This is a genomic window from Clostridium pasteurianum BC1 (genome assembly GCF_000389635.1).
Lineage (GTDB): Bacteria > Bacillota > Clostridia > Clostridiales > Clostridiaceae > Clostridium_I > Clostridium_I pasteurianum_A.
This window is the reverse complement of sequence record NC_021182.1, coordinates 586,545-604,491: the sequence shown is the minus strand read 5'-3', so window position 1 is coordinate 604,491 and position 17,947 is coordinate 586,545. Positions and strand designations below refer to the sequence as shown.

General features: G+C 31.2%; 14 protein-coding genes. 3 read left to right on the top strand and 11 right to left on the bottom strand.

All coding sequences use genetic code 11. The features are described 5' to 3' along the window. Positions 1-206 precede the first annotated feature (206 nt). Positions 207-758: a Uma2 family endonuclease gene (locus CLOPA_RS02875; protein WP_015613977.1), complete on the top strand. Its 552-nt coding sequence runs from the start codon at positions 207-209 to the stop codon at positions 756-758. A 1,154-nt stretch (positions 759-1,912) separates the two neighbouring features. Here CLOPA_RS02875 and CLOPA_RS25495 read toward each other — a convergent pair. From CLOPA_RS25495 to CLOPA_RS02855, 5 genes are all read right to left on the bottom strand, one after another. Continuing rightward, positions 1,913-2,053 carry a hypothetical protein gene (locus CLOPA_RS25495; RefSeq protein ID WP_015613976.1) on the bottom strand — a complete coding sequence of 47 codons (141 nt, stop codon included), beginning with the start codon at positions 2,051-2,053 and terminating at the stop codon, positions 1,913-1,915. A 94-nt stretch (positions 2,054-2,147) separates the two neighbouring features. Further along, on the bottom strand, positions 2,148-2,912 hold the full coding sequence (locus CLOPA_RS02870) for a MerR family transcriptional regulator (protein WP_015613975.1): 765 nt from the start codon (positions 2,910-2,912) through the stop codon (positions 2,148-2,150). Positions 2,913-3,441: 529 nt separating this feature from the next. Continuing rightward, positions 3,442-4,131 (bottom strand): fructose-6-phosphate aldolase, encoded by a 690-nt coding sequence (locus tag CLOPA_RS02865; RefSeq protein ID WP_015613974.1) that lies wholly within the window; start codon positions 4,129-4,131, stop codon positions 3,442-3,444. 204 nt (positions 4,132-4,335) lie between these two features. Further along, positions 4,336-6,741, bottom strand: a complete 2,406-nt coding sequence (locus CLOPA_RS02860; RefSeq protein WP_015613973.1) for a glycyl radical protein — start codon at positions 6,739-6,741, stop codon at positions 4,336-4,338. 113 nt (positions 6,742-6,854) lie between these two features. Beyond that, positions 6,855-7,610, bottom strand: coding sequence for a DeoR/GlpR family DNA-binding transcription regulator (locus CLOPA_RS02855; RefSeq protein ID WP_015613972.1), 756 nt, complete (start codon positions 7,608-7,610; stop codon positions 6,855-6,857). Between the two features lie 504 nt (positions 7,611-8,114). Between CLOPA_RS02855 and CLOPA_RS02850 the strand changes: the two genes are divergently transcribed. Beyond that, on the top strand, positions 8,115-9,017 hold the full coding sequence (locus tag CLOPA_RS02850; protein ID WP_015613971.1) for a glycyl-radical enzyme activating protein: 903 nt from the start codon (positions 8,115-8,117) through the stop codon (positions 9,015-9,017). Between the two features lie 641 nt (positions 9,018-9,658). After that, positions 9,659-10,543, top strand: a complete 885-nt coding sequence (locus CLOPA_RS02845) for a hypothetical protein (protein ID WP_015613970.1) — start codon at positions 9,659-9,661, stop codon at positions 10,541-10,543. Positions 10,544-10,603: 60 nt separating this feature from the next. Here CLOPA_RS02845 and CLOPA_RS02840 read toward each other — a convergent pair whose 3' ends face one another. From CLOPA_RS02840 to CLOPA_RS02815, 6 genes are all read right to left on the bottom strand, one after another. Further along, the gene (locus CLOPA_RS02840) at positions 10,604-11,008 is read right to left on the bottom strand and encodes a hypothetical protein (RefSeq protein WP_015613969.1); all 405 of its coding nucleotides are present in this window, start codon (positions 11,006-11,008) and stop codon (positions 10,604-10,606) included. A 57-nt stretch (positions 11,009-11,065) separates the two neighbouring features. Next, positions 11,066-12,019 (bottom strand): GH25 family lysozyme, encoded by a 954-nt coding sequence (locus CLOPA_RS02835; RefSeq protein ID WP_015613968.1) that lies wholly within the window; start codon positions 12,017-12,019, stop codon positions 11,066-11,068. 3 nt (positions 12,020-12,022) lie between these two features. Beyond that, entirely contained in the window at positions 12,023-12,436 is a 414-nt protein-coding gene (locus CLOPA_RS02830) for a phage holin family protein (protein WP_015613967.1), read from the bottom strand. Between the two features lie 77 nt (positions 12,437-12,513). Next, positions 12,514-14,673: a BppU family phage baseplate upper protein gene (locus CLOPA_RS02825; RefSeq protein WP_015613966.1), complete on the bottom strand. Its 2,160-nt coding sequence runs from the start codon at positions 14,671-14,673 to the stop codon at positions 12,514-12,516. A 46-nt stretch (positions 14,674-14,719) separates the two neighbouring features. Next, positions 14,720-17,539, bottom strand: a complete 2,820-nt coding sequence (locus CLOPA_RS02820) for a hypothetical protein (protein WP_015613965.1) — start codon at positions 17,537-17,539, stop codon at positions 14,720-14,722. Between the two features lie 23 nt (positions 17,540-17,562). Then, positions 17,563-17,943 carry a hypothetical protein gene (locus tag CLOPA_RS02815; protein ID WP_015613964.1) on the bottom strand — a complete coding sequence of 127 codons (381 nt, stop codon included), beginning with the start codon at positions 17,941-17,943 and terminating at the stop codon, positions 17,563-17,565. Between the last annotated feature and the right edge of the window lie 4 nt (positions 17,944-17,947).

Here is a 17,947-nt window from a genome sequence, read left to right as displayed (position 1 = left end):
TGCTTTTATTATAATGTAAACGTTTGTATTTGTCAATTACTTTTGACCTAATTTTTTTATTTTATTATAAATATCATTGTAGCTTTTAATCTTGAGTTAAAATAGAGTATACAATTTACATCAAACTTGGATATAATATATGTAAATACTAATAAAACAATTAACTTGCTTAAAATTAAAAATAAATCAAGGAGTTGAGAACTATAATGCTTCCAGATAAAAAATTTATCAGCTATGAAGAGTTTGAGAATATAGATATTGGAAATGAAAACTTAGAATTTATAAATGGATCAGTATATATGCAGGCAGCTCCATCCGTTGCACATCAAACAATTGTCACTAATTTATCCACTGAATTTGGAATTTATTTCAGAGGAAAAGAATGCAGACATTTTGTTTCTCCTTTTGATGTAATTTTTAAAAATAAAGACCATAAAAATAAGGTTCAACCGGATTTAACAGTTATATGTGATAGAAGTGGTCTTAACGAAAATAACTATATAGGCATACCAACTCTTGTTGTTGAAGTACTTTCACCATCAACAACTTCAAAAGATTATATAGAAAAGATGAATTTATATATGCAGTTTGGCGTAAAAGAATATTGGATAATATCTCCCAAAAGCAAAACCGTTGAAATATTTGCATTAAGTGAAAACGGTACATATTCTGAGCCCATAATATATTCAAAGGATGATATTGTCATATCAGAAATATTTAAAGATTTTTCAGTTAGATTACAAACGCTGTTTATATAATATAACAAAAATCAAACCACCAATTAGCTATATTATATATAAACTAATTGGTGGTTAAGCAACTCCTAACTCATTGAAACAATCTGATTCTACTTGAATATCCATCACCCTTTTCTAGTTATTTTTTACGATGTGTATTACACCATAAAAATTTAACTTTTTTAATTTGTTTTAAATACAATCTTCCTCGACATATTATATATTGATTAATAAAGTAATTAGGTTAATATAGTGCACTAATCTATACATATATCTTTACAATTATATTTACTTTTTTCTTTAACATTTATAAACATTATCCTATAGTCTAACATCGCTAAATGTCTTTTTAGCTTTCTGAACATTCTCTTAAATCAAACATTCATCACATCTATTAGTAGTATTCTTATAGCTTATATCTGTAAATATCTAATCATATTTACTTTTGCTATTTACGAGATTTCTACTATTAGATGCTTTAGATTTACTAATCCTTTAACACCATCTTATTATTGTTTTAGTTTTCTTTATGAGTTAGGGTTGCTATAAAGAAGTTTTTATCTAACAATCAGCTTCTCCGCTGCATTAAAGTTTTTAAGCTTTACGCTACAATGCTTATTCTTAGATTAAGATTCTTAAATTTCAGTAAGATTAAAAATCCTTCTGTTGTTTAAGAACTTTTATATCTTCTTTATGTTTTTATTATAATGTAAACGTTTATATTTGTCAATTACTTTTTTGAATGATTTTTTATTTTTCTTTCCTATATGAATGTCTACTATAATTATCTCTCTTGATAATCCGCTAAAACTTAGCAATAATTCAAATCCGCATTTAAAAAAATTCATTGATAATTATAGATAAAAAATAACACTCCTATGATAAATACACAGAAAGTGTTAGTGAACTACCACCACTTATAGAAGTGAATGGCTTCCTTTAATCCATCCTAACCACAAGGGAAATTTTCTTTTACAGGATATCAGTTTCCAAGGCTATGGATTTTTTATGAGGAAAATCCTTCCCGTAGTACCCACGGTAGTGTTATCTCACAAATAACGTTTGTAAACCTATAATTTTATTATAATTCATTTGTTGCCTATCGGCAAGTGCTATTATTCTCCCACCTAAGATGATAGGAGAATTTCGCACGTTTTGTTAAAATTTCATATATCTTATGGTCTTGTATACTTTTTAATGGATTCATATTTAGATTTATTTTTTTCAGAAGGATCAATGTATTCAAAATCTCCATTAATATTTTTTCTTATGCCTAGCCTTTCATACTGATTATTCTTTACTTTATGCTTATTCATAAAAGTATCACCTCTAATAATTAGTATGCAAAATATTGAATTGGATTATACTTATATTACTTACACCAATAGCTCTTAATTATTTGTAACAAAATTATTTTTTCATCCCCGTATAAATAAAAATAGCATCCCTTAAAAATTCTGCTGGACCAGGCTGCTCCTTATCATAGTAGGCTGTAAATCTCTCATCAACTACATACATCTGAGCAAGACCTGCATGGGCTTCTTTATTGTAGCTTCCCCAGGCATAGGTTAGCCATTTATGGTGTAGCTCTGCAGTTTTTTGTGCTAGCTCTCCTGCTGGATCACCTGTTGCAAAGGCTTCCTTTAAAGTACTTATTATACTGGCTCCAAGTTTTTCAAACTCATCATATTGCTCCTTTGTCATATTTTTAAACGCATTATTTGAATCATCAACTTGCTTATCACCGTATTTTTCTCTAATCTCTTTACCATATTTTTTCTCATTATCCTCAATCATTCTTTGTTTAAAACCTTCAAATTTTTCTTTATCAGCCATTGTAATTCCCTCCTCTGATACTGCTATGGTTTTATCAATATTGGCAATTAACAGATTTAATTGCTTCCTTTTTGCCAGAAGTTTTTTTCGATGCTCCTTTAGCGCCTTAGTTGCATCAAAAGATGGTGAAGTTACGATATTTTTAATATCTGATAGACTTACTTCCAGCTCTCTATAAAAAAGTATCTGTTGCAGCCTATCCACTTCTGTCTTTCCATAAATACGATATCCTGAGGAATTAATTCTTGCCGGCTTAAGAATTCCAATTTCATCGTAATATCGTAATGTCCTCGTGCTGACTCCAGCCATTTTACCAAGCTTTTGTATCGTGTACTCCATCCTTGCACCTCCTGACAACATAAATATACACCTTTACGCAGCGTCAATGTCAACGGTTTTTTATAATTTTAAGCTAAATCTTTATTTTTATATAGATGGTATGATATGAAAAAAGATAATAGCATTATTTGGATTTTATGTAATATAGATTCAAATATTATCATATAGAATATCCAGCATTTCTTTTAATTCTTCTTTAGACTTAAATTTAATAATTCAAAAAATTTTTTCATATTTGTAGTACAAAATACATATAAACTATACTTAAAGTGAGAAGGATATATGGATATAAAAAAGTTACTCGAATAGTTCAATCATTAGGCATAAATTGAAAATATTATGCCATAGGAGAAAGTATTGAAGATAACTAAGAAATGATAAGAGTAAAAAGTAAGCTGCCATATATTTTGACAGCTAAAAAATAATTGAATATATAATTAATCAGCACTTGTAAAACCGCATATATAATGAATATGACCATCTACGAATGTTACCTTAGTTTCAAAATAATTATGATACTTTAGACAATCTAGTTATTAGGCAAATCACAAATTGAAACTTTTTCTCCAAACACGCCTTTCCAATCAGCAACAAAATCATCTACTGCTTTCTGTATGGATGGCATTTTAAAAGCGGTATGCAGTAAATCTGGTGACACAGTTACCATTTGTGCTCCTGCGGCAAAAGCATCATTTACCTGACCAATATTTTTAAAGCTTGCTGCTAAAATTTTAGTTGAATAGTTGTATTCACTGATCATATTGGCAAAGGTTGAAATAACCTCACGAGGATTAATATCCATATTTTCCATACGATTAAAATATGGTGCAATAAAGTCTGCTCCTGCTTCTATTGCCAATAGGCCTTGAATTTTTGTGTAAATTGCAGTTGCTGTAACAGAAATTCCCTTAGCTTTAAGAGTTCTTATTCCCTTTAAACCCTGTTCAGTAACTGGAACCTTAATACACACTTTATCATCCACATTTTCTAAAATTGTTTCTGTTTCTTTTAATATTCCTTCAGCGTCTTCAGCAAGGATTTGAATATGGAGATCTTTATCCCTACCGATTATTTCACGAATTTCTTTAAAGTGATTGAAGAAATCAATTTTCCCTTCTTTTTTTATGATACTAGGGTTACTTGTAATACCTGCAATTGGGAAAAACTCACTATATCTTCTAATATCCTCAATATTGGCTGTGTCAAATAAAAATTTCATTTTTTATTTCTCCTCCTATATATTTTTTAACCCTGAATTCAGTAAATAGTCTAATAAAGTGTTAATAATACCTTATATTTTTTTAAGTTTCTATAAGTGAATATACATATATCAACATTTATAAAGATTACTTGCCGAGTTTAGGTTTAATATACTTATTTATTCTTAAATTTTCATAATTAACAAAGTAAAACTTTTCCTTAACTATAGAACCTGCTCTGTTCTCTCAATAATATCGTCTTGAGTTTGTTTAGACAATACATTAAAGAAGGCACTATACCCTGCCACACGGACAATTAAATCTTTATGCTCTTCTGGATGCTCCTGTGCGTCAACAAGTGTTTCTCTGGATACTACATTGTATTGTACATGAAATCCCTTTAAACGATTGAAGAAAGCTCTAAGCAAAGAAATTAATTTCAATCTGTCAGCCTCCTTAGACAACATTTGAGGTGTAACCTTTTGATTTAGCAATACACCACCAGTAATTTTATCTGTTGATAATTTTGAAACTGATTTAAATACGGATGTAGCACCATTTTTATCCATTGCATGGGACGGAGAACAACCTTCTGCCAGTGGTTCTCCTGCTTTTCTTCCATCTGGAGTTGCTAAAGTACCTGCCCCTTGAGGCACATTTGCAGAAATTGAAGAAGTTCCTGCGTAATAAACACCACCAATAGGACCACGTCCAAATCTAGTATTTTTATACTTACTTATTTCATCAATATAGATATCATAAGCCTCCTTTAAAAGTAAATCTGCATAGTCCTCATCATTTCCATACTTAGGTGCATCATTAATTAAAATATCTTGAATTCTTTTACCTTCTTCTCCATAAAAATTATCAATTAAAGCATTCCATAGCTGCTTTGAAGTTATAACCTTATCTTCAAACACACATTTTTTAATGGCTGCAAGGGAATCCGCTAAATTGGCAATACCTACTTGAAGATCACTGATAAAATCATATACAGCTCCACCTTCTTTTATTGTTAGGCCTCTTTCAATACAATCCTCTGTCAAAGCTGAACACAATACATCTGCAGTATCTTTCTCCAAGGCTATATCAGCACAGTTATCTATAATAACACTATGTCTCGTGAAATCACGAATTATTTTTTCCCAAGCTTCCATAACTTGTGAGAAGGAATTCATATCTTTGAAATGACCTACACCATCACAAAGTTTAACTCCAGATTCAAGATCCACACCATCATTTAAGGCAATCAAGAGAGATTTAGGGAAGTTTAAGAAACTCATACCTGTACATCTGTAACCCCATTTACCTGGAACTGCAACCTCTACGCAGCCAATGGCGCTATAGTTGTAAGCATCTTCTTCTGACACACCTTTTTCTATAAAGGATGGGATAATTATTTCATCATTATTAAAAGCTGGCATACCAGTACCTAATCTTACTACTTCAATACATTCCTTCATAAAATTATCATCTAGGCCCCTGTGGTAACGTACTGTTAAATTCGGTTGTGGTAATTTTGTCTGTGCCACACTTCTTAGAATTAAATAAGTTAATGGATTTACAGCATCTTTCCTATTAACGGTTTGGCCCCCTACTGTAACATTTTGATATAGTGGGCTTCCTGCACTAAAACGTGTATGGGACCAGCTTCTTATCTTATTTATAGTAAATGTTTTCATCCAGAGGTTTGAAAGAATTTTGCAGGCAATATCTCTTGTAATATTATTTTCTTCAATGTCTTTTTTATAATAAGGATATAGATATTGATCCATTCTACCATAGGAAAGTGAATGCCCATTGGATTCAATTTGTAAACATAAGTGAATCATCCATATTGACTGCACAGCCTCATGAAAACTTTCGGCAGGATAATAGGGAACTTTGTTTAAAATTCTCCGCATTTCTAACAATTCTGCTTTTCTCGAAGCATTAGTTTCTTTTTCTGATAATTCTAGTGCTAAATCTGCATAACGTTTTGCAAAAGACGCAACTGCATCAATTACAATGAGAATTCCCTTATAAAAATATGACTTATTCAAATTATTGTAATCAGTAAGATCCAGCTGTTTTAATTTTTCTTCTGTTCTCTCTTTATAATAAATCAATCCCTGTTCTAATACTGTTCCATAATTTACAGCTATATGTCCATCTCCTGAAGTAATATTTCCTTCCGCTTTTATAATTCCTAAGACATAGAAAACTTTACTTTCATCTGGCATAGCTGCAAGTCCTCTATCTTTTAAAGTATTGTGCTCCCAAAACGGTGCAATATCCCGTAATGCTTCTTTATTTTCTTCAGTGATATAAAATCTATCCCCTTCACGTTTGTCAAATTTATCAAGTTCATCAATAACCCAATCCATTGCATATTCAGGAAATATAGGTGCTGAACGATTAGATGAAGCCTGGTTACCTGCAATTAAGGTTTCTGGTTCAATAAAGATGCTCATATTTTTTAATATATTTTCTAAACTCAATGCTCTGCGTAATACCATTGGCTTATCGGCATGTTCCTTATAACTTTCTGTGATGAGCTTTGCTCTTTCTACACACACCATAGGCCTTGCATTTAATAATTCTTCACGAAAATTATTCATTCTTTCTGTTAATTCCCCAAAATGATTCATAAACAATTCCCCCTATAATCTAAATTTTGCTTAATGGTTAGACTATAACTTTTAAATTTTACTATAAATAAAACTTACTCTAAACCTAAGAAATTCTATATATACAAAAGAATTTAATCCGCTGAAACTATTTGAACCTCTACTTTATCTTTTTTTAATAATTCTACAACATCCTCTGATATATTATTATCTGTTAATACGTAATTTACTTCCTCCGTTTTAAACTGAGCAACAACACCCTGTTGGTGGAATTTTGATGATTCAGTTAAAACTATTATTTTGTTGGCATTTTTCCCCATAGCTTTTACAGTTTCTGTACGCATAAGATCTTTCCCTGTAAAACCTATTTTAGGATTATATCCATCTGTTCCAACAAATAATTTATCTACGAAAAAGTCCTCAGCACCTTTTTTGGCAAGAGGGCCTACTAAAACTTGTGACTCCTTCTGATAATCTCCTCCCAGCAATACAACTTTAGCAAAGGGAGCTTTTCTTATATAAGAGGCAATAAATACAGAATTAGTAACAATTGTTATATCCCGTTTATTATAGGCTAATTCTTCTGCCAGTAAAGCACAACAGGAACCCGATTCAATCATAACCGTTTCTCCATTTGAAACAAGATTTGATGCTACCTGTGCTATTTTCTTTTTTATTTCATAATTAAAAGCGAGTCTGCTATTAATATCATCACTGGGACTTATAACTGCATAACCATGTTCACGACGCAATAGTCCCTTTTCTTCTAGCATACCTAAATCTTTACGTATAGTTACTTGCGATACATTTAAGATTTCTGCTAATTTACTAACTTCTATTTTCTTGTTGTCATTTACCATTTCAATGAGTTTTGTATGTCTATTGGTCATATTATCCTCCGCTCTATAACTTCTTGATATCAATTATATCACAGAATGATTTACTAATACAAACAATTAGGTTTCGAACGTAAGTTAAATTGCTTCTTTCATATCTTATTATATATTATATTTGTCTAATGTCAATAATCTCATTTCATTTGAAACTATTTTTATTCTTAATGAAATATTATTATTTACATAAATAATTGATTATGCTAACATTAATATATATACTATACCTCACCAATTAATCTTACTAATTGAGATTTTGTTTTTCATGTTCAGTTTAAATAAATTATCCATGAACGTCCCTGCCATCTCTATCATTAGAAAACAGAGAAGCAAAATCTTTGATTTTGTGTGAATCGCTTTCACAGAGCAAAAACATGTAACATAAAAGGAATTTTTAATCTTATTACAACTAATATTGATCATATAAGATAGATATGAAAAGAGGTGAACTCTAGCAAGAGGTTGTTATTTATACACTGTAAACTCTTGTTAAAATAATTTATGGAAAATATAAAAGCTTGCATTTTTAATATTCAAAAATATAGTATACACGATGGTCCTGGCATTAGAACCGTCGTATTCTTTAAAAGTTGTCCACTTAAATGCCTGTGGTGTTCTAATCCTGAATCACAAAATAGTATCCAGCAAATAACTTGGGATAAATCAAAGTGCTTAAAATGTCTACGTTGTGTTCATAATTGTGAGCACAATGCTATATCCTTAAATAACAATCTTATAGAAATAGATTCAAGAAAGTGTGTTTCCTGTTTTAGGTGTGTAAAATCTTGCCCTAAAAAATCATTAATAATAGAAGGAAAATACTTAACTCTTTCTGAAGTAATGGAAGATATTATAAAAGATAATGTATTTTATCAAGAATCTAATGGTGGAGTTACACTATCTGGTGGTGAGGTATTAGAGCAATATGAATTTGCAACTGAACTTTTAAAACTCTTGAAAGAAAACAATATACACACTGCAATTGAAACTACAGGATATACGTCAAATGAAATATTTTCTGACTTTATAAAAAGTGTAGATTTACTATTATTCGATGTAAAACACTATGACAGGGAAAAACATTTTAAAACTACTAATGTATACAATGATGTTATTATAGAGAATCTTAGAATTGCTGTAGAAAAAGATAAGGATGTCATTATACGTATCCCCGTTATTCCAACTATTAATTCAAGTTTAGAGGATGCAAAAGGATTTTGTACACTTCTTAAATCTATTGGTGCTACTAAAATTAATCTTTTACCTTTTCATCAATTTGGTCAAAAAAAATATGAATTATTAAATAAGTATTATAGCTTTAAAAATATAGAACAATTACACGAAGAAGATTTATTAGAATATCAAAAGATATTTATTGAAAATGGTTTTAACTGCTATTTTTAACGTGAAAATTGGAAATCTTGTTATTAAAAGAGCACCAGCATTTCTACTGGCACTCAGTCTAAGGAAGTTGCATCGAAGAGCGGAATATATTTATAAATTTCTTAAATCCTTTACCTATCAACACTTTACAGGGTTTAAAATTTAAAATGACTGTAATTAATACTGTAATGCTATGATTTTTAAAAATAGTAAAAAGGAGTAACTATATAAGTGAAGCTACTCCTTTTTACTTGAATAAAACTCTAACATATGTAAATAATATAAATGGTTTTAAATTTTTCATTATTTAACTTTCTCTCAAAAGGTGTGGCCTTTATGGCTGCATCTTTTTTAGTATTGCATAAATTAAAAATATCTGTAAATAATATACCTATAATGAAACTTTTTTCATTAAACCTCATTATAAAGTTTTTCTAAGTTTACCAACCAAAGAAAGGTACACAGTGCTAAAAGTGTACCTTTTTACTATTCCCACATATATTATAACTGAGCATTGTATCTATAAAATTACTCTCTATAATTACTTTTTAAGATGTGCCTTTGTGGTGCATCTTTTTTATGTAAAGCAATTGAAATTTGAAAACATTTACAGTATAATTGTAGTTAAATTATAAATTTATATATTAAAAAGGAGAAATAAGATGAAGAGAGTTATGATTTATAATTATGACAGCTTTGATAACTTTTATATAAATGCTAAAGAAAAGTGCTTAAAGGATGGCGAAGGTATTCCTGCATTTTCTACAGAGTTACCACCTCCAAATGATATTCCAGATGGTTTTATAGCAGTATTTAACACCAAGAAAAATCAATGGGAAATAGTTAAAGATGAATTTTGGCATGTATCAATTGAAGAAATAAACTACTATACAGGTTCAGACACTCATGGAATACCAATGCTTCCAACGCTAAAGATTAATCAATTTCCAAATTTTAAATGTATACCTCAACTATTTAACTCTGGACGTTTCAGTATGTATTTTATATCAAGAATTGATACAATCAATGAAATTACAAAACAAATATATGCTGAACATTATAGATTCCAAAATTCCACTAATGGTATTACAACTACTGAACCTACAAAATATAAAAATAATATAGAGTTTGTTGTATATCTTATAAGGAAGTCTATAGATGAATTAATTACATTAACATATTGTTTATTGTACTATGAAGAAATGTTATCGACTAAAAAATTAAAAATAACAAGTATCGGAGATTTATTAGACTCTAGAAATGACAAAATTACTAAACTGATTAAAGACTATATTAACTATGATACACATTCAGAATTTTTAGAAATCATCAATTCTATACATAACTCAATGAAGCATGATATATTTTCATCTGAAACAGTAACTATTTTTGGTGAATCTTATCCAACAATTATAACCTTACAAGCTAATTGGGGAAATTTAAATAAAATAAAGTATCACAATCATTCATATGGTCAAATAATACTGGGTTTTTCAAATTTCTTATTAGATTTATTTGCAAATTCAATAAAAGAGCCTGAAAATTAATATTAGGCTCTTTTGTATAAAGAATCTTGTAATATGAAATTAACAACAATATTATATTGACTAAACAATATTTTTTGTAGTAATGCTTGTAGGCGTTTCTGTAGAAGTCCTCAAACTATTAACTTCTAATACAGCAGCTTTAATTATATTGTAAATTTCTTCATCTGTAAGACCTGTTTTACCGGAAATTAATCCCAAAACTTTACTGTGCTTAATAGCACCTTCCCAGTTAAACTCTTTACCTAACTGTTCTGCAGCGAATACAGCATTTTTTACTATAGCTACATCTTTATTATACTGATCTATTCCTATAGTCTGTATAAGAGCTTCTTTCTGCTTTTCTATTAAATCCTTATGCGCATCAAGGAAAGCTTTTAACTGCCGTCTACCAACTTCCAATACTGTAACAACACCAGCACCAATTACAGGGATTATAATCTCATTTATAACTATTTGACTTAACATTTTTACATTCCTCCAATATTTAAAATTAAAAAAGGACTATAGTTTCCTATAATCCTATTAACCTAACATCTTAGCCCATGTTTGAGGTCCAACTTCTCCATCTGGTACCAGCCCATGAGCTGCCTGCCAATTCTGTACCGCTACTTTTGTTTGATTACCAAATACACCATCTATAGTAGCTCCAACTATCCACTGAATAAACCTAGTAGCATATTCATGATGTGGCTGTTCTACACCATCTAAAGGCTTTGAATAAATTTCTGTTATTGCAACTATTGTTTTTGGTCCCCAAACAGCATCTTGGACTAATCCCATGATACCTTGGAAAACTTTTATAGCAGTGTTGGTTAAATTTCCTCGTATACTATCCACTACTAAATTAGCTTTTATAAGATAATTTAATTGCTGCTGAATTATTCTTACTGATGGATCTCCTTGCTGTACTGGTTGCTGTACTTGTGGAGCTACTGCTAAAACTACATTGTTAGAATCAATTAATACGTCTGATCCAAACAGGTCTATATCTACATCACCCTGCATCCCTGCCACTCTTCCAGTCCAGCTGTATTGAAGTCCTGCATAACCTTTTGTATCTGATGGAGCAGCACCAGGTTCAGCAATCCAAATTTTATTTTTAGGAAGGTTAGCTTTATCAGCTACATTGTGAGCTGCATATAATAGTAAGTTAGCATCAAGAGCCATAAATGCAGCAACAAAATTCATATCTGGATTAGCTACTTCATAGTCAAGTACTGGCTTTAAATCTTGTTCATATTTGCTGATAGTGTTCATAAAGTGCTGATGTTCCTGCGCTGGTACATTTCTGCCTGCAAAGTGATAGAATCCTACCTTTAACCCTCTACCCTTAGCTTTTTTGTATTGACTATCCATTAAAGGATTCACGTAGTTTATGCCCTCTGTAGCCTTTACATAAACTGCTTCCACACCGTCTGTCTTAATTGCATTCCAATCTGTAATTATAGTTCCTGAATAAATATCTATTCCTTTCATATACTATTCCTCCTCTTTTTTTAATTGTTCCAAAACATTGATTAACTTTTGTGGTAATGGTACTCCTGTTTTACCTACATTCTCTAAAATAGAAATACCTTCATTTGCTATATAAAAATAACAAACGAAGGTACGAAACACCCATACATCATTATTTATTAATCTATCTAATAAAACTGCTACTGTGACTATTATAAGAATAGATAACTTCTTAGCAATACCCCTATAACTGGTTTTACTATTTAATTTATGTTGTGCTATGGCTCCAAGCAAACCAGTCATATAATCTATGCCCATAAACCAAAATAAAACTGTTAAAGGAGTATCCCACCCACCTAAAATATAAGTAAATATGCCTCCTATCCCTGCTACCATACCATTAAACAATGGATTATCACCTAATAATTGTCTCTTCACATTGCACCTCCTTAAATGTTTGTAATAAAAAAGGTCTTAGAAATTAATCTAAATCCTTTGGGTTTAACTATTGTGAATTAAATATAGCAATATTCAAGTCTTTTTATTGTTATTGTACCTATAGCACCCACTCCACTATATACACCTACATAGCCAGCATTTTCTGTAGTATCTGTAACTTGTAACACCTGTGTACCATCTATATACGCAGTAATAACTCCAGCAGCTGTCATTGTGATTCTATATGTTCTTTCTACTGAGTTATCAAGTGCTGTAGCGCCTGCTAATAGTACGGAATAAGTCGTTCCATCACTTTTATATATTGTAGCATTACCTGAATTATAAGAGAATGCATATCCAGAAGGAAAAGCTGTACTAGGTTTATTATTAAACCAACTTATGCCACCAGTATTGATGAAAGTTCCCTGTGCTTCAATAACAAGGGTTTTACCAGTTTTTAACTCTATAAACTCTCTGTCATTTAAGACTAATTGACTATTTTTAGTAGCATCACCATCTGTCAATTTCATTACTCCGTCAATAATTTTCATATGTGCTTCAGGGGTAAATGGAGCATTACTACCATAGGAACTAGTATTGATATTTTTATTTTTCATAATTTTGAAAACTGTAAAGTATCCTGAACCAACACCAGCCGTTGCTTGACCTAGTACGATATTAGTATTTAGAATTTCTATTATGTGTAATCCATAGCTTAAATTCTCTACAGCAGTATTTGGTACATCATAAAGTGTAGGTGTTCCAACACCAGAATAAAAATTAATCATATTTGCATTAACACCATTATCTACAATGGTTACTTTACCTCCACCAGATCCTTTTGATCCAGCTAATACAAGATTCATATTTTTCTTTTTATTAAAGAAAACAAACCTTAGATAAGTTCCCTTTGAAGTATCAGCAGCTAAACTAATGGTTTTCTTATAATCGCTTAAAGGTTGATCATATTCTGCTGTTGCAGGTATATCGGTCTGAATATAAGGACTATGCCATATTGGCACTACAATATCATCATTTACTTGCAGAATATTTTTAAAATCATCTACAGCAAGAGCATTATTAATTACTATGTCTGAAATATAGAAATACTTGTTTTGGTCAAAATGCACCATATCTGGATGTAAAACAATTGGAACTTCAATTTTATTGGAAACAATATTAGAAGTTTCCTCAAACATATTGATATATTGCACGTTCATTTCTTTAGCAATCTCAATAGTAGCCTTAGCATATAATTCTTGTCTGTGCATTCTATCATCATCTGGTTTATAAATAGTATGACAAGTTAATACTAACACCTCAATTCCAGCTTTTAAACATTTCTTTATCATCTGGCGCCAATTATCTTTGAAGGTTGCTAAATCCATTCTTTCAGTACCATCATTCGTTCCCCACATCAATATGCATAGGTCTGGTGTTTGACTAATTACTTGTGTGTCAATGTTTGCAAGTCCGAATGTTGTGTCCATTCCTGGATTACCTTGATTAATAACAGTAATATTATTATTATTGTAAATCTTTCGTAACTTTGTTTGCAGTACAGCTGGATAATTGTCTACCGCTTGGCCTCCTGCTATTGGTATTTGCCCCGTTGTAATACTATCACCATAACATATTATTTTAACAATTAATGCATCTAACATTCTATGCAATACATTATATAATCTATTGCCGTTTTCTTTGTAAGTTTTAATGTCTGCTGCTTGTGAATCTTTATCTTGTAAATTTACTAGTAAACTTGCCTTTCCTTGTCTTGCATTTTGTAATTCTGTTTTTGTATTTACAAAGTCTGTTACTTCTGCTAAAGCTGTATCTAAAGCTGTAAATTGGTTGGTAGATACAATAGCTGTATCATCTAATTGCCCTGTTCCAACCATAAAAGCAAAACTCCCGGTTGTTAATCTACCATTAGAACTATCATAAATTTCTATATCTGCGTCAACTCGTCCTGCGAATGCTATGACCTGACTTTTAAATATAACATACATTTTGCCATTAACAGCATCATCAATTATCATGTCATCAAATACCTTAGTTTTATCAGCTTTCGTAAAAGTAATCTTCGCTGTATGACCTGTTAAGTTTGCTGCATCTTTATCAATTATTATACTAACATTTAATTGATAGGCATTAGTATCTCCTACGGTACATTTAATGTTGTCTATTTTACTATTGTTTCCTTTAAGGTCGAAGGTTGCATTATATGGTAGTATCATTTATATTTTACCCCCTTTTTTTTATATATAAAAAAGCACCCTAAAATTAGGATGCCTGCTTAACTACTGTACTTGTATCTACTTCAACTGATTCCATTCTGGTATTTTCAAAATCTCTCTGTTTAACTTTTATTTCCCATACAAAAGGGATATCTGCTGAACCTCTAACAATAAAATAGTTTGGATACATTTCACCAGGATCTACCCATACATTGCCATTCCCATAAGGGCTGACAAATACTTCGTACTGCTCATTGGAGTTTACAGTTTCCAGGAACATAGGATCTAAATTAACAACACATATACCATTAACAATGTTGTTTCTCTTCATGTCTCCAAAATAGCATTCGGTCATTTCATATGCATTAAGAGCTCTAGTTCCGTAATGATCCGTGGTCACTATTCTATTCTTAGCACCACTAACATATAAACTACTACAAGACAAATTGGCGATTAGACCTACATCCCATCCATTAAAATAAGTAGGTCTATAAAAATTTATACCCCCACTATCAAAACTAGCTCCACCGCCGCTATTTCCAGGATTAATAGTTATAGTTCCACCGCTCATAGATGCATTATCTTGTATTTCTTTTATCCCTCGTATAGTCCAGCCATTAAAATTAATATTGCCATAAAAATCTGACCATTGGTCAGAAGATTGGTCTCCGGCTAAAACAAATTTTCCTGTTCCCCCAGCAATTTTAAGAATATTTTTAAAACCATTAGACCATCCTACACCAATACCAATGTTACCTCCACCACCGGACAGGTACTGTACGTTATATATACCCCACTGCTGCATATTAATATTGCCATAATATATAAATTTTTCTTGTACACCGTTGGGATTATAGCCATAATTAATTAAGAAATCAGTAGTTATATTACTACCATCTGCTGCTTCTTTCCCGAATCCTAAAAACCCTTTTGCAGTACCAATGCATAGGCCTGTAGTATTTGCATTGGTAGCGTCACTGCCATAACTTAAGAACATTCCTGCTGCAACTGCTCCAGTATTAGAATAATCCTGAAAGCCTATTGAATGGTCTCCTATATCTAAGCCCTTGACACCGTTTATTGTGCCTATCAGTGAGGCACCATTTATAGTCAACTTTGAGTTTCCAGACGTACTGGTTATTGTAATACTATTTATTGCACCGCTTGTTATACTGCTTGCATTTAAATTTATTACATTAATTAAAGAAGCATCTAATGTTCCAGTAGTGATTTTTCCTGCATCAATACTGGCTATAATACCACTTGAGGCGGTTATTGTATTAGCTACCATTTCATTTGCTGTAATGGTATGCGAAGCTATTTCATTTGCTGTGATAGCATTAGCAACAATTTTATCTGTCGTTATTGTCCTAGGTGTTACAATTTCACCGTTTAAAGTATCTACATTTTGAGATTGTAAAGCACCAGTAATATTATTAAGAGCATATACTATACTTGTATTAGTTCCTCTAATTTCAAGTCTTTCAACAGATAGTGTTCCGGCAGTAATTTTATTTGCTGTTAGATCTACAATTTTAGCATCCGTTATACTTCCGTCTGCTATTTGTATAGTGCCTACTGCCGCGGTGCTTATAAGGGCATTAGTAATTGCTCCTGTTTGTATTTGGGCTGTACCCACGGCTAAATTAGCAATTTGAGATGTTCCCACAGCTTCATAAGCAATTTTAGCTGTGGTCACAGCTAAATCGGAAATTTGAGCTGTTCCCACAACTAAATTATCTATCTTTGCGTTTGTAGCAGTTAAATCTTCAATTGTGGCGGTATTAGCTAACAACACTTTAATATTAGCCTGTTCTGTAACTATTCTATTTACAGTGTTACTAATGCCACCACTGGAACTAAAATTCTGTCCAGTTTGCGTTTTACCTACAGCAGAAGCAGTAGCAGTTATAGCACCTTTATAGGTAATCTTATTATCCATTAAAAGAGTATTATACACATTACCCTGCAGATCAGTTATAGTAATTTTATCTCCAGCCTGTAAAGCTTGATTTCCTTGCCAATCCATAGAATAAGGCATATAGGATAAATTTTTTAATACATTATAAATGCTGTTTAACTGGTCCTGTGTCATTAAAGGATTCTCAAATTGTACTTCATTCCCATTTGTCCCAGCAGTCAAAATATTATCAATCGAATTACCATTACTATCCGTAGTAGAACCTGCTTTACAAGTTAACTTACCTATGGTAAATAGGTTTTGGCTAGTTGTAAAGTTAGGGAAATAATTATTTTTATCTAATGAAACTCCACTATCATTATAGGTTGTTATTTCAAGCTGTCCAACTCTGTTAAATCTTGCAAAACCACCTAAAAAAGAAGCTATAAAACTAACAGCTTCCCTATAAGTGTATCCATCTATTTTATTTATTTGTGTATTTGGCAGAACTGTTGCAAGTTGAACTCCTGCTTTAGAACATATGTCTTGTGCTACTGCATTAATACTATTCGGATAGCTTAAATCACTAAAATAAGCTTGTTCTAACAGAATCATGTTATCATAGCAGGTTAGTTTCGTACTGTTTTTATTTATGTCTACTTCATCTACTGTAAATACACCTAAAGGCACATCGTCATAACTTCCATTTACTAATAGGCTTATTGTAGCGGTTACTGGTGCATTTTCAAGTATAAGACTACTTGGAACATTCAAGAGAGTAACTTCCAATTTAGAACTTCCTACACCACCGATCATAAAGCTTTCAGTGGGATTAACATTTTCTTCTAAGTCTATTTCAGTAATATTGTTATTATCAAAAATCGTGCCCCTTACATTAACAGTAGCTTTAAAAGTTCTTCCATTTTGCTTTATTACATTTAAAAAGTTTTGTGAGACATTATACATCTAGCATACCCCCTTTTAGAGGTTTATTTTTCATCTATCATGTAATCTATAGCCATAAGATCTGCTGCAGATAATTTAAAACCATTAAGTTCACTAAAAGAAAATTTATGGACATTAATATCACTTTCTATATCTAATAAAGCTTTTATATCTTTATCCCAATCCTCTTTACATTCAGGCTTAAAAATAATTTGGTCATTTTTATCAGAAAGAGGTTTTCCATCAACTTTTTGAGCATATTTATCTATGAGTTTTTCTCTTTCCTTGCCGTATATTTTAAGCTCTGATTCAATTTTTGAAATATTCTTTGCTATGGCATAACTAACCTTTACAGGTAATTCCTTTTGAGATACATGTCCTATTTCCTGTATATTTTTTAATAATTCTTGATTGCTAAATTTCATTTAA

What these genes read in the sequence shown, in the direction of transcription:
- CLOPA_RS02815 (WP_015613964.1), bottom strand. Translation starts at nt 17,943, where the DNA reads ATGAAATTTAGCAATCAAGAATTATTAAAAAATATACAGGAAATAGGA.
- CLOPA_RS02820 (WP_015613965.1), bottom strand. Translation starts at nt 17,539, where the DNA reads ATGTATAATGTCTCACAAAACTTTTTAAATGTAATAAAGCAAAATGGA.
- CLOPA_RS02875 (WP_015613977.1), top strand. Translation starts at nt 207, where the DNA reads ATGCTTCCAGATAAAAAATTTATCAGCTATGAAGAGTTTGAGAATATA.
- CLOPA_RS02870 (WP_015613975.1), bottom strand. Translation starts at nt 2,912, where the DNA reads ATGGAGTACACGATACAAAAGCTTGGTAAAATGGCTGGAGTCAGCACG.
- CLOPA_RS02840 (WP_015613969.1), bottom strand. Translation starts at nt 11,008, where the DNA reads ATGTTAAGTCAAATAGTTATAAATGAGATTATAATCCCTGTAATTGGT.
- CLOPA_RS02865 (WP_015613974.1), bottom strand. Translation starts at nt 4,131, where the DNA reads ATGAAATTTTTATTTGACACAGCCAATATTGAGGATATTAGAAGATAT.
- CLOPA_RS02860 (WP_015613973.1), bottom strand. Translation starts at nt 6,741, where the DNA reads ATGAATCATTTTGGGGAATTAACAGAAAGAATGAATAATTTTCGTGAA.
- CLOPA_RS02845 (WP_015613970.1), top strand. Translation starts at nt 9,659, where the DNA reads ATGAAGAGAGTTATGATTTATAATTATGACAGCTTTGATAACTTTTAT.
- CLOPA_RS02850 (WP_015613971.1), top strand. Translation starts at nt 8,115, where the DNA reads ATGGAAAATATAAAAGCTTGCATTTTTAATATTCAAAAATATAGTATA.
- CLOPA_RS02835 (WP_015613968.1), bottom strand. Translation starts at nt 12,019, where the DNA reads ATGAAAGGAATAGATATTTATTCAGGAACTATAATTACAGATTGGAAT.
- CLOPA_RS02825 (WP_015613966.1), bottom strand. Translation starts at nt 14,673, where the DNA reads ATGATACTACCATATAATGCAACCTTCGACCTTAAAGGAAACAATAGT.
- CLOPA_RS02855 (WP_015613972.1), bottom strand. Translation starts at nt 7,610, where the DNA reads ATGACCAATAGACATACAAAACTCATTGAAATGGTAAATGACAACAAG.
- CLOPA_RS25495 (WP_015613976.1), bottom strand. Translation starts at nt 2,053, where the DNA reads ATGAATAAGCATAAAGTAAAGAATAATCAGTATGAAAGGCTAGGCATA.